Origin of the sequence: Oceanibaculum pacificum (assembly GCF_001618175.1) — a bacterium.
GTDB lineage: Bacteria > Pseudomonadota > Alphaproteobacteria > Oceanibaculales > Oceanibaculaceae > Oceanibaculum > Oceanibaculum pacificum.
In genome coordinates this window covers 15075-40393 of sequence record NZ_LPXN01000106.1, presented here as the reverse complement: position 1 = coordinate 40393, position 25319 = coordinate 15075, and the positions used below count along the sequence as shown (strand labels likewise).

General features: G+C 65.9%; 19 protein-coding genes and 1 pseudogene. 13 read left to right on the top strand and 7 right to left on the bottom strand.

From position 1 onward, the window contains the following. Positions 1–132: 132 nt before the first annotated feature. The 4 genes from AUP43_RS09910 to sdhC are packed head-to-tail and all read right to left on the bottom strand — an operon-like array spanning position 133 to position 3548. Positions 133–912, bottom strand: coding sequence for a succinate dehydrogenase iron-sulfur subunit (locus AUP43_RS09910; protein WP_067555982.1), 780 nt, complete (start codon positions 910–912; stop codon positions 133–135). A 53-nt stretch (positions 913–965) separates the two neighbouring features. Then, positions 966–2762 carry a succinate dehydrogenase flavoprotein subunit gene (gene sdhA / locus AUP43_RS09905; protein ID WP_067555979.1) on the bottom strand — a complete coding sequence of 599 codons (1797 nt, stop codon included), beginning with the start codon at positions 2760–2762 and terminating at the stop codon, positions 966–968. 3 nt (positions 2763–2765) lie between these two features. Next, positions 2766–3146: a succinate dehydrogenase, hydrophobic membrane anchor protein gene (gene sdhD, locus AUP43_RS09900; protein WP_067555976.1), complete on the bottom strand. Its 381-nt coding sequence runs from the start codon at positions 3144–3146 to the stop codon at positions 2766–2768. Between the two features lie 3 nt (positions 3147–3149). Further along, the gene (gene sdhC / locus AUP43_RS09895; RefSeq protein ID WP_067555973.1) at positions 3150–3548 is read right to left on the bottom strand and encodes a succinate dehydrogenase, cytochrome b556 subunit; all 399 of its coding nucleotides are present in this window, start codon (positions 3546–3548) and stop codon (positions 3150–3152) included. Between the two features lie 1000 nt (positions 3549–4548). Here sdhC and AUP43_RS09890 point away from each other — a divergent pair. After that, complete coding sequence (locus tag AUP43_RS09890; protein WP_232315021.1) at positions 4549–5007, top strand: pentapeptide repeat-containing protein; 459 nt, start codon at positions 4549–4551, stop codon at positions 5005–5007. 12 nt (positions 5008–5019) lie between these two features. On the opposite strand, the gene AUP43_RS09885 is transcribed toward AUP43_RS09890, so the two are convergent. Next, entirely contained in the window at positions 5020–5904 is an 885-nt protein-coding gene (locus AUP43_RS09885; protein WP_067555970.1) for an HpcH/HpaI aldolase/citrate lyase family protein, read from the bottom strand. 101 nt (positions 5905–6005) lie between these two features. Here AUP43_RS09885 and pdxY point away from each other — a divergent pair, with 101 nt between their 5' ends. From pdxY to lpdA, 10 genes and pseudogenes are all read left to right on the top strand, one after another. After that, a complete protein-coding gene (gene pdxY / locus AUP43_RS09880; protein WP_084462698.1) occupies positions 6006–6845 on the top strand; it encodes a pyridoxal kinase PdxY in 840 nt (279 codons plus the stop codon). 68 nt (positions 6846–6913) lie between these two features. Then, on the top strand, positions 6914–7663 hold the full coding sequence (locus AUP43_RS09875) for an SIMPL domain-containing protein (protein ID WP_067555964.1): 750 nt from the start codon (positions 6914–6916) through the stop codon (positions 7661–7663). 28 nt (positions 7664–7691) lie between these two features. Then, positions 7692–8438 carry an SDR family oxidoreductase gene (locus AUP43_RS09870; protein ID WP_067555960.1) on the top strand — a complete coding sequence of 249 codons (747 nt, stop codon included), beginning with the start codon at positions 7692–7694 and terminating at the stop codon, positions 8436–8438. Positions 8439–8508: 70 nt separating this feature from the next. Then, on the top strand, positions 8509–9690 hold the full coding sequence (gene zapE / locus AUP43_RS09865; protein ID WP_067555957.1) for a cell division protein ZapE: 1182 nt from the start codon (positions 8509–8511) through the stop codon (positions 9688–9690). 225 nt (positions 9691–9915) lie between these two features. Continuing rightward, entirely contained in the window at positions 9916–10878 is a 963-nt protein-coding gene (gene mdh / locus AUP43_RS09860; protein ID WP_067555953.1) for a malate dehydrogenase, read from the top strand. 133 nt (positions 10879–11011) lie between these two features. Then, positions 11012–12214 (top strand): annotated as a pseudogene (gene sucC / locus AUP43_RS09855) (ADP-forming succinate--CoA ligase subunit beta); the annotation flags it as partial. Next, entirely contained in the window at positions 12215–13090 is an 876-nt protein-coding gene (gene sucD / locus AUP43_RS09850; protein ID WP_067555947.1) for a succinate--CoA ligase subunit alpha, read from the top strand. Positions 13091–13139: 49 nt separating this feature from the next. Next, positions 13140–16016 carry a 2-oxoglutarate dehydrogenase E1 component gene (locus AUP43_RS09845; RefSeq protein ID WP_067555944.1) on the top strand — a complete coding sequence of 959 codons (2877 nt, stop codon included), beginning with the start codon at positions 13140–13142 and terminating at the stop codon, positions 16014–16016. Between the two features lie 83 nt (positions 16017–16099). Further along, a complete protein-coding gene (gene odhB, locus AUP43_RS09840) occupies positions 16100–17383 on the top strand; it encodes a 2-oxoglutarate dehydrogenase complex dihydrolipoyllysine-residue succinyltransferase (protein WP_067555941.1) in 1284 nt (427 codons plus the stop codon). Between the two features lie 29 nt (positions 17384–17412). Further along, positions 17413–18819 (top strand): dihydrolipoyl dehydrogenase, encoded by a 1407-nt coding sequence (gene lpdA, locus AUP43_RS09835; RefSeq protein WP_067555939.1) that lies wholly within the window; start codon positions 17413–17415, stop codon positions 18817–18819. Positions 18820–19136: 317 nt separating this feature from the next. On the opposite strand, the gene AUP43_RS09830 is transcribed toward lpdA, so the two are convergent. Both AUP43_RS09830 and AUP43_RS09825 read right to left on the bottom strand, forming a co-directional pair. Continuing rightward, complete coding sequence (locus tag AUP43_RS09830; RefSeq protein ID WP_067555936.1) at positions 19137–20966, bottom strand: SLC13 family permease; 1830 nt, start codon at positions 20964–20966, stop codon at positions 19137–19139. A gap of 81 nt (positions 20967–21047) precedes the next feature. After that, entirely contained in the window at positions 21048–22517 is a 1470-nt protein-coding gene (locus tag AUP43_RS09825) for a TrkH family potassium uptake protein (protein WP_157089302.1), read from the bottom strand. Between the two features lie 138 nt (positions 22518–22655). Between AUP43_RS09825 and AUP43_RS09820 the strand changes: the two genes are divergently transcribed. Both AUP43_RS09820 and AUP43_RS09815 read left to right on the top strand, forming a co-directional pair. Next, the gene (locus tag AUP43_RS09820) at positions 22656–23978 is read left to right on the top strand and encodes an MATE family efflux transporter (RefSeq protein ID WP_067555931.1); all 1323 of its coding nucleotides are present in this window, start codon (positions 22656–22658) and stop codon (positions 23976–23978) included. A gap of 221 nt (positions 23979–24199) precedes the next feature. Continuing rightward, complete coding sequence (locus AUP43_RS09815) at positions 24200–25315, top strand: TAXI family TRAP transporter solute-binding subunit (protein ID WP_067555928.1); 1116 nt, start codon at positions 24200–24202, stop codon at positions 25313–25315. The last annotated feature ends 4 nt before the right edge of the window (positions 25316–25319 follow it).

Below are 25319 nucleotides of genomic sequence, written 5' to 3'. Positions count from 1 at the left end.
CCCTCGCCCTGAGGAGCCTGCATGAGCAGGCGTCTCGAAGGGTAGGGCGGCCGAAAGAACCATCACTCGCTGCCAAAGAAAAAGGGCCGCCCCAGCGGGACGGCCCTTGCTTTTCAGTTCTGCGTGACCGCGTCAGCGGCGCATGACCATCATCTTCTTGATCTCGGCGATGGCTTTCGCCGGGTTCAGATGCTTCGGGCAGGTCTTGGTGCAGTTCATGATGGTGTGGCAGCGATAGAGGCGGAACGGGTCCTCCAGCGCGTCCAGGCGTTCGCCGGTCTTCTCGTCGCGGCTATCGGCGATCCAGCGATAGGCCTGCAGCAGCACGGCCGGGCCGAGATAGCGGTCGCCGTTCCACCAGTAACTCGGGCAGGAGGTAGTGCAGCAGAAGCACAGCACGCATTCCCACAGCCCGTCGAGCTTCTCGCGCTCCTCCGGGCTCTGCTTGCGCTCTTTGTCCGGCGGCGGCGGCGAGTCGGCCTGCAGCCAGGGCTCGATGGAGGCAAGCTGGGCGTAGGGCGTCGACAGGTCGGGCACCAGATCCTTGATCACCGGCATATGCGGCAACGGATAGATCTTCACGTCGCCCTCGATCTCCTCGATCGGCTTCAGGCAGGCCAGCGTGTTGGTGCCGTCGACATTCATCGAGCAGGAGCCGCAGATGCCCTCGCGGCAGGACCGCCGGAAGGTCAGCGTGGTGTCGACCTCGTTCTTGATCTTGATCAGCGCGTCCAGAATCATCGGCGCGCAATCGTCGAGATCGATCTCGTAGGTATCGAGACGCGGGGTCTGGCCGCTATCGGGATCGTAGCGGTAGATCTTGAACTTCTTGATCCGCTTCGCACCTTCCGGCGCCTTGTAGGTCTTGCCTTCGGTGATCTTCGAATTGGCGGGCAGCGTGAACTGAGCCATGTGGTTCCTCGTCCTGGGCTTGGCTCTCAATCGGAGAGATGGCTGGTCCGGGCTTAGTAGACGCGGGCCTTTGGCGGGATCGTCTTGATCTCGTTCGACATGGTGTTCAGATGCACCGGGCGATAGCCCAGCTCCACCTTGAAGTCGTTATCCACATCGCACCAGGAGACGGTGTGCTTCATCCAGTTCACATCGTCGCGCTCGGTGAAATCGTCGCGGGCGTGCGCGCCGCGGCTTTCCTTGCGCGCCTCGCCGGATTCCAGCGTGACGACGGCCTGGCCCATGAGGTTGTGCAGCTCCAGCGTCTCGACCAGATCGGTGTTCCAGATCAGCGATTTGTCGTTCACCGTCAGATCGACCAGCCCCTTGGCGACCTCGTGAATATTCTTCACGCCGGTCTCCAGGATGTTCTGGTCGCGGAAGACGGCGGCGTGACGCTGCATGACGTGCTGCATCTTCAGCCGCAGCTCGCCGGTCTTGGTGTCACCCTTGTTGTGGCGCACCGCATCCAGGCGGGCGATGGCCTTCTCGCCGGCGCTGTCGGGCAGCGGTTTGTGCGGGGTGTTGGCTTTCAGCGTCTCGCCGCAGCGATTGGCGCAGGCGCGACCGAACACCACCAGGTCGAGCAGCGAGTTGGTGCCCAGGCGATTGGCGCCGTGCACCGACACGCAGGCCGCTTCGCCGGCGGCCATCAGGCCGGGGATGACCGCGTCCGGATCGTCCTTGGTCGGGCGGAAGACTTCGCCGTGATAATTGGTCGGGATGCCGCCCATATTGTAGTGCACGGTCGGCACAACGGGGATCGGCTCCTTCGTCACCTCGACGCCGGCGAACACCTTGGCGGTCTCGGAGATGCCGGGCAGGCGCATATTCAGCACCGCCGGGTCCAGATGCTCCAGATGCAGGTGGATATGGTCCTTGTTCGGACCCACGCCGCGCCCCTCGTTGATCTCGATGGTCATGGCCCGGCTCACCACGTCGCGGCTGGCCAGGTCCTTGGCGTTCGGGGCATAGCGCTCCATGAAGCGCTCGCCCTCGGAATTGGTGAGGTATCCACCCTCGCCACGCGCGCCCTCGGTGATCAGGCAGCCGGCGCCGTAGATGCCGGTCGGGTGGAACTGCACGAACTCCATATCCTGCAGGGGCAGGCCTGCGCGCAGCACCATCGCCCCGCCATCGCCGGTGCAGGTATGCGCCGAGGTGCAGGAGAAATAGGCCCGGCCATAGCCGCCGGTCGCCAGCACCACCTGATGCGCGCGGAAGCGATGGATCGTGCCATCCTCCAGGCACAGCGCCATGACGCCGCGGCACTCGCCTTCCTCGTCGATAATCAGATCGAGCGCGAAATATTCGATGAAGAATTCGGCGCGGTGCTTCAGGCACTGCTGGTACAGCGTGTGCAGCAGCGCGTGGCCTGTGCGGTCGGCCGCCGCGCAGGCGCGCTTGGCCATGCCCTCGCCGTAGTTGGTGGTGTGGCCGCCGAACGGGCGCTGATAGATCTTGCCCTCCTCGGTGCGGCTGAAGGGCATGCCGAAATGCTCCAGCTCGATGATCGCCGGGATCGCGTTGCGGCACATATATTCGATCGCGTCCTGGTCGCCCAGCCAGTCCGACCCCTTGACGGTGTCGTACATGTGGAACTGCCAGTTATCGCCGTCATTCATATTGTTCAGCGCGGCGCCTATGCCGCCCTGCGCCGCCACGGTGTGGCTGCGGGTGGGGAACACCTTGGTCACGCAGGCGGTCTTGAGGCCCGCCATGGTGGCGCCCATGGTGGCGCGGAGGCCGGCCCCGCCGGCGCCTACCACGACGACGTCATAGGCATGGTCGACAATCTTGTAGGACTGCATGGGTTAAGCTCCGAAAGCCAGCTTCAGGATGGCGAACACGGAAGCGACACCTAGCAACACGGTGAGCAACTTCAAGCCGATGAGGATCGCGAATTTCACGCCCTCGTTATGCACGTAATCCTCGATGACCACCTGCATGCCGAGTTGAGCGTGATAATAGCCGGCGGCGACAAGCAACACGGCCAGGATCGCCGGGACCGGCTGGCCCATCCAGGCGACGACCGCCGCATGGCCCGCGCCGGCATGGGCGATGATCGAGATGACGAACCACAGCAGCAGCGGCACCAGGGCGATGGCGGTCAGCCGCTGCATCCACCAATGGCTCACGCCTTCCTTGGCGGAACCCATGCCGCGCACGCGGCCGAGATTGGATTGCATGCTCATGCCTCAGCCCCCCATCGTCAGGCCGGCGATCCAGGCGATCGCCGTCAGGATCGCGGTCGCCGCCAGCACGGCGTAGCCGGTGGTGTAGACCTGCGGAATCTCGAACCCCCAGCCGGCATCCCAGGCGAGATGCCGGATGCCGTTCGCCAGATGGTAGAACAGCGCCACCGACCAGCCGAACAGCAGCAGCCAGCCGAACCAGGAGGTGATGAAGCCGTGCGCGGTCGCGAAATAATCCGGGCCGGCCGCGGCGGCCAGCAGCCACCAGGTCAACATCAGCGTGCCGACCGACAGCGCAATGCCCGTGATACGATGCAGGATCGACAGGATCGAGGTGATCTGCGGCCGATAAATCTGCAAGTGGGGTGACAGCGGACGTGCCGCCTTACCGCCGGTCTGCATGGTGCCCCCTTCGCTGTGATGCGATGGAATGAAATCGCCGTGTAAGCGTCGCGTCTGATTTAGACCGCGCCCGGCATCAAGTCAACGCGCCATGCCGCGTCGCAACCAAGCCATGCGACCGGGCCGATCGGCGCTGTGCGGGCCGGTCCAGGCGATGCAAGGGCCGTTCCGGGGATGAATTGGCGGGGCTTTATCCACAGGTTGGGATAACTCGGCCAGGCGCGTAATTTTCCCAATCATTCCGGTGGTTTGGGATGAGATATCGGCGCGGGCGGCTGGGGATGAAACGGTGAACGGTAAGTGAATGAAATAGAATTATAAAAATGCCAGTAAAAACATGCGAGATCATGCATTTTTTCTGTTGTTGGCGAAAGAAAAATCCCACAGCATCTTATTCAGCGCATAAGCGCTCGGCGAAAGACACCGCCGCGCCGCTCGCCGGTCGGACCTGTTCCGGGCTGGCGACGCGGATGCAGCGGGGCGGGCTTCCTCGGAAGCCGCCGTCTTTTCGGCCTTTCTCGTCCCGGCTGGAAGTCGGGTCGTTTCGGAATTGCCTTCGGGCGCTGCCGGAGCGGCATCGGCGGATGCGGGGACCGGGGAGGGTGGCGAGCCACTATCCGTCCGGCGGGTCCGTGCCAAGACTGTCGCCGGGATCGCGGATAAGGGGTGGGGCCGTTGGGCCTCGGCCTTCGGGCCGCGCGTCGATGCTGCTTGTGAGGCTGCGGGGTCTCCGGTCTGCCCGGACTCCGACAAAGAGAGGCGTCGAGGATTTGCCTTCCCGGGCCGGGCATTACTGCCTGCATCCTCGACGCCTCTTCTTTTTATCAAAAGCGCCGGCCTCGCACAACTACATCTGGTGGATGCAGGCGCCGTGACCGCCAGGAAATGACGGTTTTGTTCCCCTGCGCATTGCATGTCGGGGATCAGGCGCTACATTCGCTGGGCCATGATGCCTATAAAGCGATGCTTGCTTCTCATAACCCTCGCCGCCGGTTTTGCGTTGCCGGTCCCCGAGTCCGCCCTGGCGGGCTGTGGTGATCCGCCGGCGCCCGGCGTCGATTGGCGAAGCTGCAACGTCAACCGGCAGGAACTCGCGAATGTCGATCTGACGGGAGCGACCCTGCGCCAGGCCAGCATCAACCGCAGCGATCTGTCCGGCGCCAATCTCGCCGAGGTCGAAGGCTTGCGGGCCTTATTCCTGGAAACCAAGATGACGGGCGCGACACTGGATCGGTCCCGTTTCACCTATGCCGATTTCTCCCGTGCCGATTTGACCGGCGCGTCGCTGCGCGAGGCGAATCTGGCCCGCGCGCGCTTCCACAACGCCATCTTGGTCAATGCCGACTTCACCGGCGCCGAAATCCGCGACGCCGATTTCTACCGCGCCGATCTCAGCGGGGCGACCTGGATCGACGGAAAGCACGAATGCGCGGCAGGCTCCATCGGGGCGTGCCGCTAAGCTCTTCGGTCGTCATCCCGCCTCCGCCTCCAGGGCGGCGATGGCGTCGGCCTGGGCGACCAGGCGCTGGGCGCTGACGACGTGCAGGTTCTCGATCAGCTTGCCATCGACCAGCAGCACCCCCTTGCCCTGGCGTTCGGCTTCGGCATGGGCGGCGATGATCTTGCGCGACCAGGCGATTTCGTCCGCGCTGGGGGCGAAGACCTGGTTGGCGGCCGCGATGGTTTTGGGGTGGATCAGCGTCTTGCCGTCGAAGCCCATCTCGCGGCCCTGCCGGCAGGCGGCCGCGAAGCCCTCCTCGTCGGTCAAATCGAGATAAACGCCGTCGAGGATGGCCAGCCCATAGGCGCGCGCCGCCAGCAGGCATAGCCCCAGGCTGGTGACGAAGGGCAGCCGGTCGGGCGTGTGCAGCGCGCCCAGATCCTTGGCCAGGTCCGAGGTGCCCATGACGAAGCCGCCCAGGCGCGGCGTGGCGCGGGCAATGTCCTTTGCGTCCAGCATCGCCAGCGGGGTTTCCATCATGCACCATATGGCCAGGTCGGCCGGCGCGCCGCTGGCGGCCAGGATGGCCTCGGCCTGGCGCACGGTATCGGCGCTCTCCACCTTCGGCAGCAGGATGGCGTGCGCGCCGGCGGTGGCCATCTCGGCGAGGTCCGGGTAGCCCCAGGGCGTGCCCAGCCCGTTCACCCGCACGATCAGCTCGCGCTTGCCATAGCCGCCCTGCGCGATCGCCGCGCGGATCAGCCCGCGGGCCTCGGCCTTGGCGTCCGGGGCCACGGCGTCCTCCAGATCGAACACCAGCCCGTCGGCGGGCAGGCCGCGCGCCTTGTCCAGCGCGCGGGCGTTGGAGCCGGGCATGTAGAGCACGCTGCGGCGCGGGCGGATGGTGGCGGCCATGCGGCTAACTCCTTCTTCTCGTTAAGCGCCGGAGACTATTCATGATCGCCTCCGGCGTGGCAAGCTCGCCTCGCCCCTTCCGCAACCGATGCCGCCCGCCCATGAATGTGCTGTCCATCCAATCCGCCGTCGCCTATGGCCATGTCGGCAATTCCGCCGCCCAACCGGCGTTGAACCGGCTGGGCCATGCGGTCTGGCGCGTCGATACGGTGTGCTTTTCCAACCATCCCGGCCATGGCGCCTTCACCGGCGCCGTGCGCCCGGCGTCCGAAATCGCGGAGCTGCTGCGCGGCCTGGCCGGGCTGGGAGCGTTCGAGGAATGCCATGCCGTGCTGTCCGGCTATCTGGGCGAGGCGGCGACCGCCGCCGCCGTGGTCGCCGCCGTGCAGGCGGTGAAGCAGGCGAATCGCCACGCGCTCTATCTGCTTGACCCGGTGATGGGCGATGCCGGGCGGGTCTATGTGCGCGACGGCGTGCCGGAGGCGATGGAAAAGAGCCTGCTGCCGCTGGCCGATATCGTGACGCCGAACGCCTTCGAGCTGTCGCTGCTGGCCGGCCGGTCCGTCGGCGACGAGGCGGAGGCGGTGGCCGCCGCCCGCGACCTGCTGGCAAGAGGGCCGAAGCTGGTCATCGTCACCGGCCTGCGTCTGGGGCCGGAGGTCGCCACGCTGGCGGTGACCCGCGAGGCCGCGCTGGGCGTGCGCGCGCCGCTGGTCGACCGGCCGATCTACGGCACTGGCGATCTGTTCAGCGCGCTGTTCCTGGGCCACCGGTTGAATGGGGCCAACGATCCTGGCCGGGCCCTGGCGCTGGCGGCCAGCGGCATGGTCGCCGCCTTGGCCGCAACAGAGGCCGCGGGCAGCGCGGAGTTGGCGCTGATCCCGACGCTGGAGGCGATTTGCCGGCCGGACGATTTATTGCCTGTGACGGCGCTGCCGTAATGGCGTCTCACTCTTGCCATCGCCGGGGCGTAAGAGGCAGAACAGGAACAATAAACGGGAGTATCCCCATGCGACGCTTGCTGCTTTCCGGCCTGACAGCCGTTTTCCTGGCCGCGACGCCGGTGCTGGCCTCGGCCCAGACGATTGAGCGCACCGGTCCCGCCGACGATGAGGTGATGCTGCGCCTGGAGGTAGAGGATTGGGTCGAGACCAAGACCGCGAAGCTCACCGTCGCCATCGACATGGCGCTGCAGGGCGGTGAGGTGGGCGATGCGCGCGACCAGGTGAACGGCGCGCTGACCGGGCTGGTCGACGGCGTCGAGTGGCGCACCACCCGCTTCAACCGGCAGCTCGATCCGGCCGGGCTGGAGCGCTGGCAGGTGATGGCCGAGGCGCGGGTGCCGGAGGCGAAGCTGGGCGGGGTGCATGACAAGGCCAAGCAGGCCAGCAAGCCGGGCCTGAGCATTCGCGTCGCCGGCATCGATTTCACGCCGACCCTGGCGGAGACCAAGGCGGTCGAATCCACCCTGCGCGCGGAAATCTACGAACAGGCGAAGGCGGAGCTGGACCGGCTGAACAAAAGCTTCCCGGAGCGAGGCTATCGGCTGCGCATGATCGATTTCCAGACCGGCAACCAGCCCATGCCGCGCCCGCAGATGATGATGAAAAGCGAAATGGCGAGTGCCGCCGCCCCGGCGATGGATGCCGGCGGGGGCGAGGGCTTCTCGGTCAGCCGGCGCATGGTGGTGACCGCCACCGTGGTGCTGGGCGCGGTGGCCCCCCAGGACGTATCGAAAAACGAAAAGACCAAGCCGTAACGACAAGCAGAATAAAGGGGAGGGGCTAATGGGCGTTCTGGTGGTGACGGGCGGCAGCCGGGGAATCGGCGCCGCCACCTGCCGCATGGCGGCCCAGCGCGGCTGGGACGTCGTGGTGAACTACAAGGGCAACGCGGCGGCGGCCGGCGCGGTCGCCGCCGATATCGCCGCCGCCGGTCGCAAGGCGGCGCTGATCCAGGGCGACATGGCGGTGGAGGCGGATGTGATCCGCCTGTTCGCCGAGGCGCAGAAGGCGCTGGGGCCGATCGGCGGCGTGGTGAACAATGCCGGCATCACCGGCACCGGCAGCCGGCTGGAGGACACCACGCTGGAGACCATCCGCGCCGTGGTCGATCTGAACGTCACCGGCGCGCTGCTGGTCGCGCGCGAGGCGGTGAAGCGAATGTCCACCCGCCATGGCGGGCAGGGCGGCGGCATCGTGAACCTGTCCTCTGCCGCCGCGCGCCTGGGCGGCACCGGGGAGCTGATCCCCTACGCCGCGACCAAGGGGGCCATTGAGACGCTGACCATCGGCCTGGCCAAGGAGGTCGGCGGCGACGGCATCCGGGTGAACGCCGTCTCGCCCGGCCTGATCGCCACCGACATCCACGATTCCACCGGCGACATGAACCGCATGAACCGCCTGCTTCCCGGCGTCCCCATGGGCCGCGTCGGCACCGCCGAGGAGGTGGCGGAGGCGATCCTCTGGCTGCTGTCGCCCGCTGCGTCCTACGTGACCGGCACCAGCATCCAGATCACGGGCGGGCGGCTGTAGGGCGTGCCTATGGTATCCCTCGCCGCTTTCCGTTAAACCCTGCGCATTCGACACTCTGAAGAAGCGAGCGATGTCCGACGGACCGCTGCATATCTACCGGGAAAAGCTGGCCACGGGCGCGCTGCGGCCAGACCAGCATCAGGCGCTGGCGGTGGAGAAGCTGCAGAGCCTGCATCATGCGCTGGTGCATTACCGGCCTTCGACGGAACCGGAGGGCTGGTTCGCGCGATTCGGCTTCGGCAAGCGGCACAAGGATATCGATCCGCCGCCGCAGGGCATCTATTTCTACGGCCCGGTCGGGCGCGGCAAATCCATGGCGATGGATCTGTTCTTCGCCACCGCGCCGGTGGAGAAGAAGCGCCGGGTGCATTTCCACGAATTCATGGCCGAGGTGCATGGCCGCCTGCACCGGCTGCGCCAGAAGGCGAAGCAGGAGGGCGGCGACCCGATCCCGCCGACCGCCCGGGAGATCGCCGCTGACGCCTGGCTGCTCTGCTTCGACGAGTTCGACGTGAACGACATCGCCGACGCGATGATCCTGGGCCGGCTGTTCGAGGCGCTGTTCGCGCTGGGCGTGGTGGTCGTGGCGACCTCAAACAAACCGCCGGACGATCTGTACAAGAACGGGTTGCAGCGCGACCGCTTCCTGCCCTTCATCGACCTGATCAAGCAGAAGCTGGACGTGCTGTCGGTCAGCGGCGGCACCGATTACCGCCTCGACCGGCTGCGCGGCCGGCCGGTCTACCACGCGCCGCTGGATGGCGCGGCGGCGGCCGCGCTGGCCGAGACCTTCGCACAGCTGACCGATGACGATCCGGGCGAGCCCCAATCCGTCACCGTGCTGGGGCGAAACGTTCCGGTGCCGAAAGCGGCGCGGGGCGTGGCCTGGTTCAGCTTCGCCGACCTTTGCCAGAAGCCGCTGGGGGCGGGCGATTACCTCGCCATCGCCGACCGCTATCATACGGTAATCGTCGAGGGCATCCCGCGCCTGGGCAAGGAGAACCGCAACGAGGCGCGTCGCTTCATCCACCTGGTCGATGCGCTGTATGAGCGCAAGACCAACCTGGTCTGCTCGGCCGAGGCGCCGCCCGAGGCGCTGTACCGGGAAGGCGAGGGCGCCTTCGAATTCCAGCGCACGGTCAGCCGGCTGATGGAGATGCAGTCGGCCGACTATATCGCCGCGCGTCATCTCGGGCGCGGCGCCGTGGCGGAAGAGCCAAATCCGGCCGACGCCGCCTCGGCGGCGCAATAGCACGGCTAGTTTGAAATGCCGCTTTCCCTTGCCCCTGCGAAGGAATCGCGCTAGTAACCCGACACTTTTCATTGCGGCGCGGCAGGTTGACGCAGTTGCAGGGGCGGCGGCCTATTCAGCCTCCCCCGTCCAGCCCCGATCTGGCGCGACGCACGCGCGCAGAATCCTGCGACAGGGCTGTTTCCTAGAGACGTTTCCAGGCACGCACAACCAGCGGAAGAGATCATGGCACGCAACAAGATCGCACTCGTCGGCGCCGGCAATATCGGCGGCACCCTCGCCCTCCTGGCCGGTCTGAAGGACCTTGGCGACATCACGCTGTTCGACATCGCCGAAGGCATGCCGCAGGGCAAGGCGCTGGACATCGCCCAGGCCTCCCCGGTCGAAGGCTTCGACGCCGTCCTGAAGGGCACCAACGACTATGCCGACCTGAAGGGCGCGGACGTGGTGATCGTCACCGCCGGCGTGCCGCGCAAGCCGGGCATGAGCCGCGACGATCTGGTCGGCATCAACACCAAGGTCATGCGCGCGGTCGGCGCCGGCATCAAGGCGAACTGCCCGGATGCCTTCGTGATCTGCATCACCAACCCGCTGGACGTCATGGTCGGCGTGCTGCGCGACGCCGCCGGCCTGCCTTACGAGAAGGTCGTCGGCATGGCCGGCGTGCTGGACTCGGCGCGCTTCCGCTATTTCCTGGCCGAGGAATTCAAGGTCTCGGTCGAGGATGTGAACGCCTTCGTGCTGGGCGGTCATGGCGACACGATGGTGCCGCTTGTGCGCTACTCCGCCGTCGCCGGCATCCCGGTGCCGGACCTGATCAAGATGGGCTGGTCCACCCAGGAGAAGATCGACCAGATCGTCCAGCGCACCCGCGATGGCGGCGCCGAGATCGTGGGCCTGCTGAAGACCGGCTCGGCCTTCTACGCCCCGGCCTCCTCGGCGATCCAGATGGCCGAGAGCTACCTGAAGGATAAGAAGCGCGTGCTGCCCTGCGCCGCCTATGTGAAGGGCGCCTACGGGCTGGACGGGCTGTATGTCGGCGTGCCGGTGGTGATCGGCGCCAAGGGCGTGGAGCGGATCGTCGAGATCGAGCTGAATGCCGATGAGCAGAAGATGTTCGAGAATTCGGTCGGCGCCGTGAAGGCGCTGGTCGAGATCGTGAAGAACATGGACGCGACAGCCGGTTGAACCTACATATCCGGGTGCTAGAGTACCTGCGCGATGATGGCCGTCCGGGAGGGGCTTCTGCCGACGGCCATTCACCTCAGTCAACCGGGCCCGATCACGGGGGTCTGCGGCGTATCGACAAGCCGGGAAGGCGGATCGCATGAATATCCATGAATACCAAGCCAAGCAGCTGATGGCGAAATACGGGGTGGCGGTGCCGAAGGGCGGCGTGGCCTACACGGCGGAAGAGGCGAGCAAGATCGCGAAGGATCTGGGCGGGCCGGTCTATGTCGTGAAATCCCAGATCCATGCCGGCGGCCGCGGCGCGGGGCGCTTCAAGGACGATCCGAACGGCAAGGGCGGCGTGCGCGTCGTGAAGTCGGTCGAGGATGTGGCCGAGAACGCCAAGGCGATGCTGGGCAAGGTGCTGATCACCAAGCAGACCGGCCCGGCCGGCAAGGAAGTGAAGCGCGTCTATATCGAGGAAGGCTGCGACATCAAGCGCGAGCTCTATCTCGGTATGCTGATCGACCGGGCCACCAGCCGCCTCACCGTGATGGCCTCGACCGAGGGCGGCATGGAGATCGAGGAAGTGGCCGAGGCGCATCCGGAGAAAATCCTGAAGGTCGCCATCGACCCGGCGACGGGCATGCAGGCCTTCCACGCCCGCAAGATCGCCTTCGGCCTCGGCCTGGAAGGCAAGCAGGTCAATGCGGCGGTGAAGTTCATGCTGGCGATGTACAAGGCCTTCACCCAGCTCGACTGCTCGATCGTGGAAATCAACCCGCTGGTCGTGACCGGCGACGGGCAGGTCATCGCGCTCGACGCCAAGGTGAATTTCGACGACAACGCCCTCTATCGCCATCCCGACATTGAGGAGCTGCGCGACGAGGACGAGGAAAACCCGATGGAGCTGGAGGCCACCAAGCACGGCCTCAACTATGTGAAGCTCGACGGGGCCATCGGCTGCATGGTGAACGGTGCCGGCCTCGCCATGGCGACGATGGACATTATCAAGCTGTATGGCGGGGAGCCGGCGAATTTCCTGGATGTCGGCGGCGGCGCGACGAAAGAGCGCGTCACCACGGCCTTCAAGATCATCCTGTCCGACCCCAATGTCGAAGGCATCCTGGTGAATATCTTCGGCGGCATCATGCGCTGCGACGTGATCGCGGAGGGCGTTGTCGCCGCCGCCCGCGAGGTCAGCCTGCATGTGCCTCTGGTGGTTCGCCTGGAAGGCACGAATGTCGAACTCGGCAAGAAGATTCTCTCGGAATCGGGTCTGCCGATCATTTCCGCCGACAATCTGGCGGATGCAGCCGAAAAGGTCGTCAAGGCCGTGAAGGAGGCCCAGTAAATGGCGGTTTTGGTCGATCGCAACACCAAGGTCATCTGCCAGGGCTTTACCGGCGCGCAGGGTACCTTCCATTCCGAACAGGCGATTGCCTATGGCACCAAGATGGTCGGCGGCGTTACGCCCGGTAAGGGCGGCTCCAGCCATCTCGACCTGCCGGTGTTCGACACCGTAGCCGACGCCGTGGAGAAGACCGGCGCCGACGCTTCGGTCATCTATGTGCCGCCACCCTTCGCGGCCGACGCCATCCTGGAGGCCATCGACGCCGAGCTGCGGCTGATCGTCTGCATCACCGAGGGTATTCCGGTTATCGACATGCTGGCGGTGAAGCGGGCGCTGGCCGGCTCCGCCAGCCGGCTTATCGGCCCGAACTGCCCGGGCGTTATCACCCCGGACCAGTGCAAGATCGGCATCATGCCGGGCCACATCCATCGCGCCGGCAAGATCGGCATCGTCAGCCGGTCGGGCACGCTGACCTATGAGGCGGTCGCGCAGACCACGGCGGCGGGCCTCGGCCAGTCGACCTGCATCGGCATCGGCGGCGATCCGGTGAACGGCACCAACTTTATCGACTGCCTCGACATGTTCCTCGGCGATCCGCAGACCGAGGGCATCATCATGATCGGCGAAATCGGCGGTTCCGCCGAGGAAGAGGCGGCCGAATTCCTGAAGCACAGCAAGGTGAAGAAGCCGGTCGTCGGCTTCATCGCCGGCGTCACGGCCCCGCCGGGCCGGCGCATGGGCCATGCCGGGGCGATCATCGCCGGCGGCAAGGGCGGCGCTGGCGACAAGATGGAGGCCATGAAGTCGGCCGGCATCCAGATCACCGATTCCCCGGCCGGTCTCGGCAGCACCATGCTGAGAGTCATGCAGGGCTAGCAGCAATAGCGACAGTGAAGGGAGCGCGGCGGACGCGTCGCGCAAGCCAATGGCAAGCAATATCGATCTCGAATCGGCGCTGAGCGGGGCAAACGCCCCGTTCATTGCCGAGCTGTACGCGAAATATCTGGAAAATCCGGGCTCTGTCGATCCGAGCTGGCAAGCCGTCTTCGGCGAGCTGGGCGAGGCCAACGGCGTGGCGCTGGACGGGCCGAGCTGGGCGCGGTCCCGCACCAAGGTGATCGGCGTGCCCGATCCCGAGGCGGCGGCCGCGAAGCCGGGCAAGACGAACGGCAAGGCCGGCGACACGATGAGCGTGGAGCAGGCGAAGGCGGCGGCGGTCGATTCGATCCGCGCGCTGATGATCATCCGGGCCTACCGGGCGCGCGGCCATCTACTGGCCAGCCTGGACCCGCTGGGGCTTGCTGGCAGTCGCTTCAACCATCCCGAGCTGGATCCCGCGCATTTCGGTTTCACCGAGGCCGATTGGGACCGCCCAATCTTCCTGAACAATGTGCTGGGCCGGGAAAAGGCGACGCTGCGCGAGATCATGTCGATCCTGCGCGACACCTATTGCGGCAGCATCGGCGTGGAATACACCCATGTCTCCAACCCGGCCCGCAAGGCCTGGCTGCAGGAGCGCATCGAGGGTATCCGCAACCAGACCGACTTCACCGAGAACGGCAAGAAGGCGATCCTGGAGCGGCTGACGGCGGCCGAATCCTTCGAGCGCTTTCTGCATGTGAAATATACCGGCACCAAGCGCTTCGGCCTGGATGGCGGTGAGGCGGCGATTCCGGCGCTGGAGCAGATCGTCAAGCGCGGCGGCCAGCTCGGCGTGCAGGAGATCGTCATCGGCATGGCCCATCGCGGCCGGCTGAACGTGCTGACCAATTTCATGGGCAAGCCGTTCCGCGCCGTCTTCTCCGAATTTCAGGGCAACCCGGCGAACCCGGCCGACGTGCAGGGTTCGGGCGACGTGAAATATCATCTCGGCACCTCGACCGACCGCGAGTTCGACGGCAAGGTGGTGCATCTGTCGCTGACCGCCAACCCGTCGCATCTGGAAGTCGTCGATGCCGTGGTGCTGGGCAAGGTGCGCGCCAAGCAGACGCAGCTGAAGGATACCGAGCGCCGCAAGGTACTGGGCCTGCTGATCCATGGCGACGCCGCCTTCGCCGGCCAGGGCATCGTGGCCGAATGCTTCGGCATGTCGGAGCTGAAGGGCTATCGCACCGGCGGCACGATCCATCTGATCATCAACAACCAGATCGGCTTCACCACCAGCCCGGCCTATTCGCGCTCCTCGCCCTATCCAAGCGACGTGGCGAAGATGGTCGAGGCGCCGATCTTCCATGTGAATGGCGACGATGCCGAAGCGGTGGTGCATGCCACCCGCGTGGCCACGGAATACCGCCAGGAATTCGGCGTCGATGTGGTCATCGACATCTTCTGCTATCGCCGCTTCGGCCATAATGAAGGCGACGAGCCGGCCTACACCCAGCCGCTCATGTATCAGGCCATCGGCCAACATCCCTCGGTGCGCAAGCTCTACGCCCAGCGCCTGGTCGAGGAAAAGCTGCTGACCCAGGAAGAAGCCGACCAGGTCGAGAAGGACTTCATGGCCCATCTGGAAGAGGAATTCCAGGTGGCCAACAGCTACAAGCCGAACAAGGCCGACTGGCTGGAAGGGGCCTGGAGCGGCATGGAGACCGCCTCGGGCGACGACCGCCGCGGCGAGACGGCCGTGCCGCTGGAAAAGCTGCGCGAGATCGGCCTGAAGCTGTGCGATATGCCCGAGGGGCTGGATGTGAACCGCAAGCTGGTGCGCCAGCTGGAGGATCGCAAGAAGCGCCTGGAGACGGGGGAGAATCTCGACTGGGCGACCGGCGAGGCGCTGGCCTTCGGAACGCTGCTGACCGAGGGCTATCCGGTGCGTCTGTCCGGCCAGGATAGCGGCCGCGGCACCTTCTCGCACCGCCACGCCGTGGTCATCGACCAGACCACGGAGGAGCGCTATGTCCCGCTCGCCAACCTGTCGGAGAATCAGGCGCAGTTCGAGGTGATCGACAGCCCGCTGGCGGAAATGTCGGTGCTGGGCTTCGAATATGGCTACACCCTGTCGGAGCCGCGCGCCCTGGTGTTGTGGGAAGCGCAGTTCGGCGACTTCACCAACGGCGCGCAGGTCGTGATCGACCAGTTCATCAGCTCCGGCGAGAATAAATGGCTGCGCATGTCGGGCCTGGTGATGCTGTTGCCGCACGGCTATGAAGGCCAGGGGCCGGAGCATTCCTCCGCCCGGCTGGAGCGCTACCTGCAGCAATGCGCGGAAGACAATATGCAGGTGGTGAACTGCACCACCCCGGCGAATTATTTCCATGTGCTGCGTCGCCAGCTGCATCGCAAGTTCCGCAAGCCGCTGGTCATCATGACGCCGAAATCGCTGCTGCGGCACAAGCTGGCGGTCTCCAGGCTGGCCGACATGGCGGAGGGCACCACCTTCCACCGGGTGCTGTACGACAATGATGTCCTGTGCGACGACAAGGATGTGAAGCGCGTCGTCATGTGCTCCGGCAAGGTCTATTACGATCTGTATGAGGAGCGCGCGAAGCGCGACCTGAAGAACGTGTTCTTCCTGCGCCTGGAGCAGCTCTACCCGTTCCCGCACAAGGCGCTGGCGGCGGAGCTGAAGCGCTTCCCGAAGGCCGAGATGATCTGGTGCCAGGAAGAGCCCGAGAATATGGGCGCCTGGACCTTCGTCGACCGCAGGATCGAGGCGGTGCTGACCGAGGTGGGCGCCAAGCAGACGCGCCCGACCTATGTCGGCCGCCCGGCGGCAGCGGCGACCGCCACCGGCCTGCTGAAGCGGCATAATGCGGAACAGGCGAAGCTGGTCGAGGAAGCCCTGACCGGCAAAAGCGCATAGCGATAGCGGCGCGGGATGGCGCTGTAGATAGGCAACCGGCCGCTTCTCGGGGGAGCGGCCGGTCAAAACCAAGCGGAGATGGCATGGCAACCGAAATCAAGGTCCCGGCACTGGGCGAATCCGTCAGCGAGGCGACCGTCGCCAAGTGGATGAAGAAGGTCGGCGATCCGATCGCGGTCGATGAGCCGCTGGTCGAGCTGGAGACCGACAAGGTGACGCTGGAGGTGAATTCCCCCGCCGCCGGCGTTCTGGCCGACATCAGCGCCCAGGAAGGTGCGAATGTCGAGGTCGGCGCGCTGCTCGGCACCATCGACGAGAAGGCCAGCGCCGCCGCCAAGCCGGCCGCCAAGGCCGAGGAGCCGAAGAAGGAAGAACCCAAGGCCGAACCCGCCAAGGCCGAGGCGCCGAAGCCGGCTGCGGCGCCCGCTCCGGCCGCTGCCTCTGCTTCCGCCAGCTATGACAAGGTGCTGTCCCCGGCGGTGAAGAAGCTGATCGACGAGAATAATCTCGATCCGCGCAAGATTCAGGCCTCCGGCAAGGATGGCCGTCTGGTGAAGGAAGACGTGCAGAAGGCCATTGAGGCCGGCACGGCGAAGGCGAGCTATGGTGCGGCCCCGGCGGCCGGTTCCGCCGCTCCGTCCGCGCCGAAGGCCCCGCGCGCCGACCGCGAGGGGGAGGAGCGGGTGCGCATGTCCCGCCTGCGCCAGCGCATCGCCCAGCGCCTGAAGGAGGCGCAGAACACCGCGGCGATCCTCACCACCTTCAACGAAATCGACATGACCAACGTCATGGCGCTGCGCAACCAGTTCAAGGACGAGTTCGAGAAGAAGCACGGCGTGAAGCTGGGCTTCATGTCGTTCTTCGTGAAGGCCGCCATCGCCGCGCTGAAGGAACTGCCGGCGGTGAATGCCGAGATCGATGGCGACGACGTCATCTACAAGAACTACTACGACATCGGTGTCGCCGTCGGCACGCCGCAGGGTCTGGTGGTGCCGGTGCTGCGCGACGCCGATCACCTGTCCTTTGCCGGTGTGGAAAAGGGCATCAACGCGCTGGGCTTGAAGGCGCGCGACGGCAAGCTGTCGATGGAAGACATGTCGGGCGGCACCTTCACCATCTCCAATGGCGGTGTCTATGGCTCGCTGATGTCCACGCCGATCATCAACCCGCCGCAATCCGGCATTCTGGGCATGCACAAGATCCAGCCGCGCCCGATGGCGATCGGTGACAAGGTCGAGATCCGGCCGATGATGTATGTGGCGCTCAGCTACGACCATCGCATCATCGACGGCCGCGAGGCGGTTACCTTCCTGGTCCGCCTGAAGGATGCCGTGGAAGACCCGCAGCGCCTGCTGCTGGACATGTAATCGGCTTACGGAAACCTTAAGGAACCATCATGGCTGACAGCTTCGACCTCGTGGTGATCGGCAGCGGCCCCGGCGGCTATGTGGCGGCGATCCGCGCCGCGCAGCTCGGCATGAAGGTCGCGTGCGTCGAAAAGCGCGCCACGCTGGGCGGCACCTGCCTGAACATCGGCTGCATCCCGTCCAAGGCCCTGCTTGCGGCGTCCGAGAAATTCCACGAGGCGGAATCCGGGCTGGCCGCCTTCGGCGTCGATGTCGGCAAGCCGAAGCTGAACATGAAGCAGATGATGGCGCATAAGGATGGCGTCGTCGCCGCCAACGTCAACGGCGTCGCCTTTCTGTTCAAGAAGAACAAGATCGAACAGGTCGTCGGCACCGGGTCCATCCCGAAGGCTGGCGAGGTGCTGGTGACCGGCGAGGATGGCAAGAAGCACACGCTGAAGGCCGGCAAGATCCTGATCGCCACCGGCTCGGAATCGACCCCGCTGCCGGGTGTGGAGATCGACGAGAAGCAGATCGTCACCTCGACCGGCGCGCTGGAGCTGTCCTCCGTGCCGAAGCATCTGGTGGTCATCGGCGGCGGCGTGATCGGGCTGGAGATGGGCTCGGTCTGGCGCCGCCTCGGGTCCGAGGTGACGGTTGTCGAATTCCTTGACCGCATCGTTCCCACCATGGATCAGGATATCGGCAAGCAGTTCCAGCGCGTGCTGACCAAGCAGGGCTTCAAATTCATGCTCGGCAGCAAGGTGACCGGCGCCAAGACGGCGAAGTCCGGCGTCACCCTGACCGTCGAGCCGGCTGCCGGCGGCAAGAAGGAAGAGCTGAAGGCCGATGTGGTGCTGGTCGCCATCGGCCGCCGGCCCTACACGCAGGGCCTCGGCCTTGAGGCGCTGGGCGTGGCGCTGGACAAGCGCGGCTTCATCCAGGTCGATGAGGACTACCAGACCAGCGTGAACGGCATCTACGCCATCGGCGACGCGATCCCCGGCCCGATGCTGGCCCATAAGGCAGAGGAGGACGGCATCGCCGCCGTCGAGATCATGGCCGGCGAGGCCGCGCATGTGGATTACAATCTGGTGCCGGGCATCGTCTATACCTGGCCGGAAGTCGCCTCCATCGGCAAGACCGAGGAGGAGCTGAAGGAAGCCAAGGTCGCGTACAAGGTCGGCAAGTTCCCGTTCACCGCCAATGGCCGTGCGCGCGCGATCAACATGACCGACGGGCTGGTGAAGATCCTGGCCGACGCCAAGACCGACCGGGTACTGGGCTGCCATATCCTGGGCGCCGAGGCCGGCACGCTGATCCATGAGGTGGCAACCGCCATGGCCTTCGGTGCCTCCGCCGAGGACATCGCCATGACCTGCCACGGCCATCCGACCCTGAATGAGGCCGTCAAGGAAGCCGCGCTGGCCGTCCATGGCAGGCCGATCCATATCTGAGGCTCGCCTAAGGGTTCCTGCTTTCTTTCGTCACCCCCGGGCTTGACCCGGGGGCCAAACCAGGCCGCGCCGTTCGCTGGATGGTCGGATCAAATCCGACCATGACGAAAGAGAAAGCGGCGCCGGCTGTATAGGGCAGGCGACCAGACGATTCTCTTTATTGCCTCCTATTCCGACCCTCACCCCCGGCCTTGTGCCGGGGGTCCATGCTTCCGCTTACTGGATGTCGGTCGCGTAGGCTGAACCCTGGATTCCCGGGGACAAGCCCAGGAATGACGGATAGGAAGAAAAGGCCGGCCCCCTTTTCCCCTCCCGCATTAAAGCGGCCAGAAGAACAGGATGGCGGGCAGGGAGACGACCAGGATCAGCACTTCCAGCGGCAGCCCCAACCGCCAGTAATCGCCGAATTTATAGCCGCCGGGGCCCATGATCAGGGCGTTGTTCTGGTGGCCGATGGGCGTGAGGAAGGCGCAGGAGGCGGCGATGGCGACGGTCATCAGGAACGGGTCGGGGCTGACCTGCAGCACCTTGGCGATACCGACGCCGATGGGCGCCATCACCAGGGCGGTGGCGGCGTTGTTCATGATGTCACTCAGCGTCATCGTCACCACCATCAGCAGGGCCAGAACGACGATGGGCGGCGCGCCGAAGGTAAGGTCGACGATGCCTTGCGCCAGCACTTCGGTCGCCCCGGTGGTCTGGAGCGCGGTGCCGACCGGGATCATCGCGCCCAGCAGCACGATCACCGGCCAGTCGACGCTCTCGTATATTTCCAGCGGCCGCACGCTGCCCAGCGTCACCAGCAGGATGGCGGCGATGCCCAGCGATACGGTCAGGTCCATCAGATTGAAGCTGGAGGCGACGATGGCGGCGCCGAAGATGGCGATGGTCGCCCAGGCGAGCCGCCGGCTGGCGCCCATCAGCTTGCGCGGGGCCAACGGCAGGCAGCCCAGCTCCTGGATGATGTCCGGCAGCCGGTCGGTGTCGCCCTGCAGCAGCAGCACGTCGCCGACTTGGAAGCGGAAGGAGCGCAGCCGCCCGCGATAGGGTTTGCCCTGGCGCGAAACCGCCAGCAGATTGACGCCATAGCGGCGGCGCATCCGGGTGGAGGCGGGCGTATAGCCCTCGATGGCGGAATTCTGCGCCACCACCGCCTCGACCAGCGTATTGTTGCTGGCATTCAACCGGGCGCGGGTGTTGGGCGTCTCCTCTTCCTCGTCGCGCGCCTTTTCTTCCTCATCTTCTTTCAGCGGCGCGCCGGGCAAGGCGAGATCGAGAATCTCCGCCGCCTGGCCGATAGCCTCGGGCGAGGCCTCGATCAACAGCACATCGTTCGGCAACAGCCTTTCGTCGCGCCGACCGGCCAGGATGAAGCGGCTGCCACGGGCCAGGCCGATCACTACCGCGTCGATATCCTCAAGCGCCTCTTCCAGCTCCTGAAAGCTCTTGCCGCTGATCGGCGAGCTTTCCGTGACATTCATTTCGGTTACGTAATTTTCGATATCAAAAATGTCGAGCGAGGAGGCCGCGCTGCGCCGCTCCTTGGGAATCAGCCGCCAACCGACCGTGGCGATGAAGACCACGCCGATCAGGGCGACAAGGCCGCCGACCGGCGTGAAGTCGAACATGCCGAACGGCTCGCCCATGGCCTCGGCGCGGAAGGTGGCGACGATGATGTTGGGCGGCGTGCCGATCAGCGTGACCAGCCCGCCCAGAATGGCGGCGAAGGACATCGGCATCAGGATCGCGGCCGGCGACCGCTTGGCGTTCAGCGCCGACTGGATGGCTGCCGGCATCATCAGCGCCAACGCGCCGACATTGTTCATCACCGTGGAGAGCAGCGCCGCCGTGCCGGAAAACGCGCCGACATGGGTGACCGTACGCTTGGTCATCGGCTGGATGGCGGCGGCGATCATATCGACCACGCCGGTGTTGGACAGGCCGCGGCTGATGATCAGCACCGCGGCCACCGTGACCGTCGCGGGATGGCCGAAGCCCAGGAAAGCCTCGTTCGCCGGCACCAGCCCCAGGGCGGTGGCGGCGAGCAGCGCCCCGAAGGCGACAAGGTCGTAGCGCCAGCGGTCCCAGATGAACAGGGCCATGACGACGACAAGCAGCACGAAAATCAGCACGACATCGGTGGGCATGCGGGCGCTCGCTAGGAATGTGGGGAGGAGCGGAAAGGCGCTCTGAAATCAATAACGCCGTTCCCGCCGGTTATGTTTCCGTCAGGCCTTCCAGAAATTCGGGCTGAGCAGCACCAGCACGGTGAAGAATTCCAGCCGCCCCAGCAGCATGCCGAAGCTCATCAGCCATTTCGCGGTATCGGGGATGTCGGCGAAATTGCCCACCGGGCCAACGATGGGGCCCAGGCCGGGGCCCACATTGCCGACCGCGGAAAAAGCCGAGCTGGCGGCCTCCAGCGCCGGCATGCCAAGCATTGCCAGCGCCAGGCTGAGGGCCGTGCAGGTGGCCAGGTAGAGGAAGATGTAGAGCAGCACCGCCCGGCCCAGCTCGTCCGTGACCGGGCGGCCATTATAATGCGGCACATTCACCGCATGCGGCATCAGCAAATTGCGGATATAGCCGCCATAGAGCTTCCAGGCGATATCCAGCCGGAACATCTTGATGCCGCCGGTGGTGGAGCCGGTGCAGCCGCCGACCACCATCAGCAGGAAGACGAACACCACGACGAAGCCGCCCCACAGCGAATAATCGGCCGAGGCGTAGCCGGTGGTGCTGACGATGGAGACCACGTTGAAGGTCGCCAGCGTCAGCGCCTCGCCGAAATCCAGATCCACTTCGGTGATCATCAGCGAGGCGGTCACCGCCAGGCTGGCCAGGGCGAGGAAGGCCAGGAACATCTTCACCTGGCGATCGCCGAACAGCATCATCGGCCGGCCCAGCAGCGCGCCGATGAACAGCGCGAAGGGCAGGCTGCCGGCGGTCATGAAGATGATGCCGACCCAATGGATCGCCCCTTCCTCGAAATAGGCGAAGGAACTGTCATGGTTGGAATAGCCGCCGGTCGACAATGTGGTCATGGAATGCAGCACGGCTTCGAAGCCGGTCATGCCGGCGGCCCAGTAGGCCAGGGTGCATAGGATTGTCAGCCCCAGATAGACCAGGCTGATGGCCACGCCCAGCCGGCCGACCGAGGGCAGGATCTTCTCCGTCGTGTCGGAGGATTCGGTCTTGAAGAGCTGCATGCCGCCGATGCGCAGGAACGGGAAGATCACCAGGCTCATGCCGATAATGCCGATGCCGCCCAGCCATTGCAGGATCGAGCGCCATAGCAGGATGCCCGGCGGCGCGGTGTCCAGCCCGGCCATCACGGTAGAGCCGGTGGTGGTGAGGCCGGAGATGGTCTCGAAAAAGGCGCCGGCGAAATCCAGCTCGAATTCCGACAGCATGAAGGGCAGGCAGCCGAACACGCCGGTCGATACCCAGGCCGAGGTGGTCAAAAGGAATGTCTGCTGCCGGCGCAGCACCAGCGTGCGGCCGCGCATCGTCAGCACCAGGCTGAAGCCGGTGAAGCCGGTGATGATCGCCGAGGCGAGGAAGCTGGTCCAATCGGGATGGCCGAGCGCCAGGTCAACGAATAGCGGCACCAGCATGGCCCCGCCGAGAACGGTGAGCAGCCAGCCCAGGACAAACAGGATGGGACGAAGATCGAGCGCGGGAGACAAGAGCGGCATTCCGCTGTTGCGATCAAAGCCAGCCCACCATTAGTCATAAGCGTCCAGGTTGCAAGCGCGATGCGTGCTCTTCCGGTCCCGGGATTCCGGCGCTACTGTCCGTCTCCCGCAAGCCAAGCCCGTCGCCAGCACCGGATCATGCCCGCCCCGCCAATCTCCTCCGAGTGGAACCGCCGCGTCTGGCTGCTGGCCGGGCCGATCATCCTGTCCAACATCACGGTGCCGCTGATCGGCGTGGTGGATACCGCCGTGGTCGGCCATCTGCCGGAGCCGCATCATATCGGCGCGGTCGCGGTCGGCGCGCTGATCTTCAATTACCTGTTCTGGAGCTTCGGCTTCCTGCGCATGGGCACCACCGGCCTCGCCGCCCAGGCGGCGGGGGCGGGCGATCTGGAGGAGGTGCGCTCCACCCTGGCCCGCGCCATGCTGATGGCCGGCGCGCTGGGGCTGATCGCCATCCTGCTGCAAAAGCCGATCCTGGAATTCGCGCTCTGGGCCATCGGCGGCAGTCCGGCGGTCGCCGCCGAGGCGGGGGATTATTTCCTGATCCGCATCTGGTCGGCCCCGGCGGCGCTGGCGAAATTCGCGCTGATCGGCTGGTTCCTGGCCTTGCAGAAGGCCAAGGTCACGCTGCTGATGCAGCTGGCGATGAACCTGGTCAACCTCGCGCTCGACCTGCTGTTCGTCCTGGGCTGGGGCTGGGGGGTGGAGGGCGTGGCCGTCGCCAGCGTGATCGCCGAATATGCCGGCCTGGCGCTGGGGCTGTTGATCGCCCGGCGGCTGCTGGCGGAGATGGGCGGCGATTTCCGCCGGGCGCGCATCCTGGACGCCGCCGCGCTGCGCAAGATGATCGTGGTGAACCGCGACATTTTCATCCGCACGCTGTGCCTGCTCACCGCCTTCGGCTATGTCACCGCCAAGGGGGCGGCGATGGGCGACGTCACGCTGGCCGCCAATGCGGTCCTGTTGCAATTCCAGTCGATCATGGCCTATGCGCTGGACGGCTTCGCCCATGCCGCCGAGGTGCTGGTTGGCCGCGCCGTCGGCCAGCGCGACCGCCGGGTGCTGCGCGCGGCGGTGCGCGCCTCCTTCCTGTGGGCGCTGATCTTCGCCGTGCTGTTCTCCTTGTTCTGGGTCGCCGGCGGCCCAGCGCTGATCCGCCTGCTGACCGGCATCGAGGCGGTGCGGGCCACCGCCTATGCGCTGCTGCCCTGGGCGATCGCCTCGCCCCTGGTCTCGGTCTGGGGCTACACCTATGACGGCGTCTTCCTGGGCGCGACGCGGACGGTGGAGGTGCGCAACGCGATGATCCTCTGCCTGGCGCTGTGCGTCGCGGCGGGGGAGCTTTTGATCCCGCATTGGGGCAATGCCGGCCTGTGGAGCGCCTTCATGCTGTTCATGGTGGCGCGCGGGGCGACGCTGGCGGCCTATTATCCGCGCATCGGCCGCGATCTGGCCTAGCGGTCAGGCGGTGGCGGGCCGCGACAGTTTGCCGCGGATCGCAACGGCCGCGCGGTTCCGGCGTTCCGTCATTATGAGGCTTCATCTTAAGGGTTTCTTACCGGACGCCGCTCTATCCTTGCTCTCCTGGGCAACCGCCATAGCTTAACGGAGAGACAGGGGGCGGCGGTTTTCGAGCGGTCTTCGGGCCGGAATGGGGCGAGCTATTGGAGACGCCCGCCATGCAGCGGCACAGAGCGACGATTCAGGATTCCGGCACCCGCGCGACGCGGCGCCGATGGGCCTGGATGCGGCGCGCCTGGCTGGCCGGTGCGATGGCGCTGATCGCCGGGTCCGTCGCCAGCGCGGCGTCGGCCCAGCAGCTCGCCCAAGGGTCGGGCGTGAAGTTCCTGCGCATCGCCACCGGCTCCACCAGCGGCACTTATTTTCCGATCGGCACGATGATCGCCTCGATCATCAGCAACCCGCAAGGCTCGCGGCCCTGCGACCGGGGCGGCAGCTGCGGCGTGCCCGGCCTGATTGCGGCGGCGAAGACCACCAGCGGCTCGGTCGAGAACATAGAGGCCATCGGCCGTGGCGAGATCGAATCCGCCCTGGTGCAGGCCGACATCGCCTATTCCGCCTTTCACGGCAGCGATTCCTTTAAGGGTAAGAAGGAGGGCGGCAAACTGCGCGCCATCGCGGCGCTGTATCGCGAGGCGATCCATCTTGTCGTGCGCGCCGACGCCCCGATGAAAACGGTGAAGGATTTGAAGGGTCGCAGCGTGTCGCTGGGCGACAAGGGCTCCGGCACCATGGTCGATGCGCAGATATTGCTGAAGGCCTATGGTCTTGGCGAGAAGGCGATCAAACCGGTCTATGCGCAGCCCGGCCCTTCCATCGACAAGCTGGCGGCCGGCGAGATCGACGCGCTGTTCTTCATCGCCGGCCCGCCCACGGCGGCGATCACGGAGCTGGCCCGCCGCCAGCCGGTGCGGTTGATCCCGATCGAAGGCGCGCCGGCGGAGAAGGTGACGGCCGCCTATCCATTCTTCACGGCGGGCGCCATCCCGGCTGATACCTATGATGGCCTGCCGGAAACCCCGACCCTGACGGTCGGCGCGCTGTGGGTGGTTTCCTCCGAAGTGGAGGAGGAGCTGGTCTATCAGATGACCCGGGCGCTGTGGCACGAAGCCGCCCGCCCGGCGCTGGAGCGCGGCCACCCGCTGGCCCGGCAGATCCAGCTGGAAACGGCGCTGGACGGGGTTGCCATCCCGCTGCATCCCGGCGCGATGCGTTATTACGAGGAAGTCGGCAAGCAGCCCGCCCGCCTGCCGGCGGCGGGCAAGACGAACTGATCCC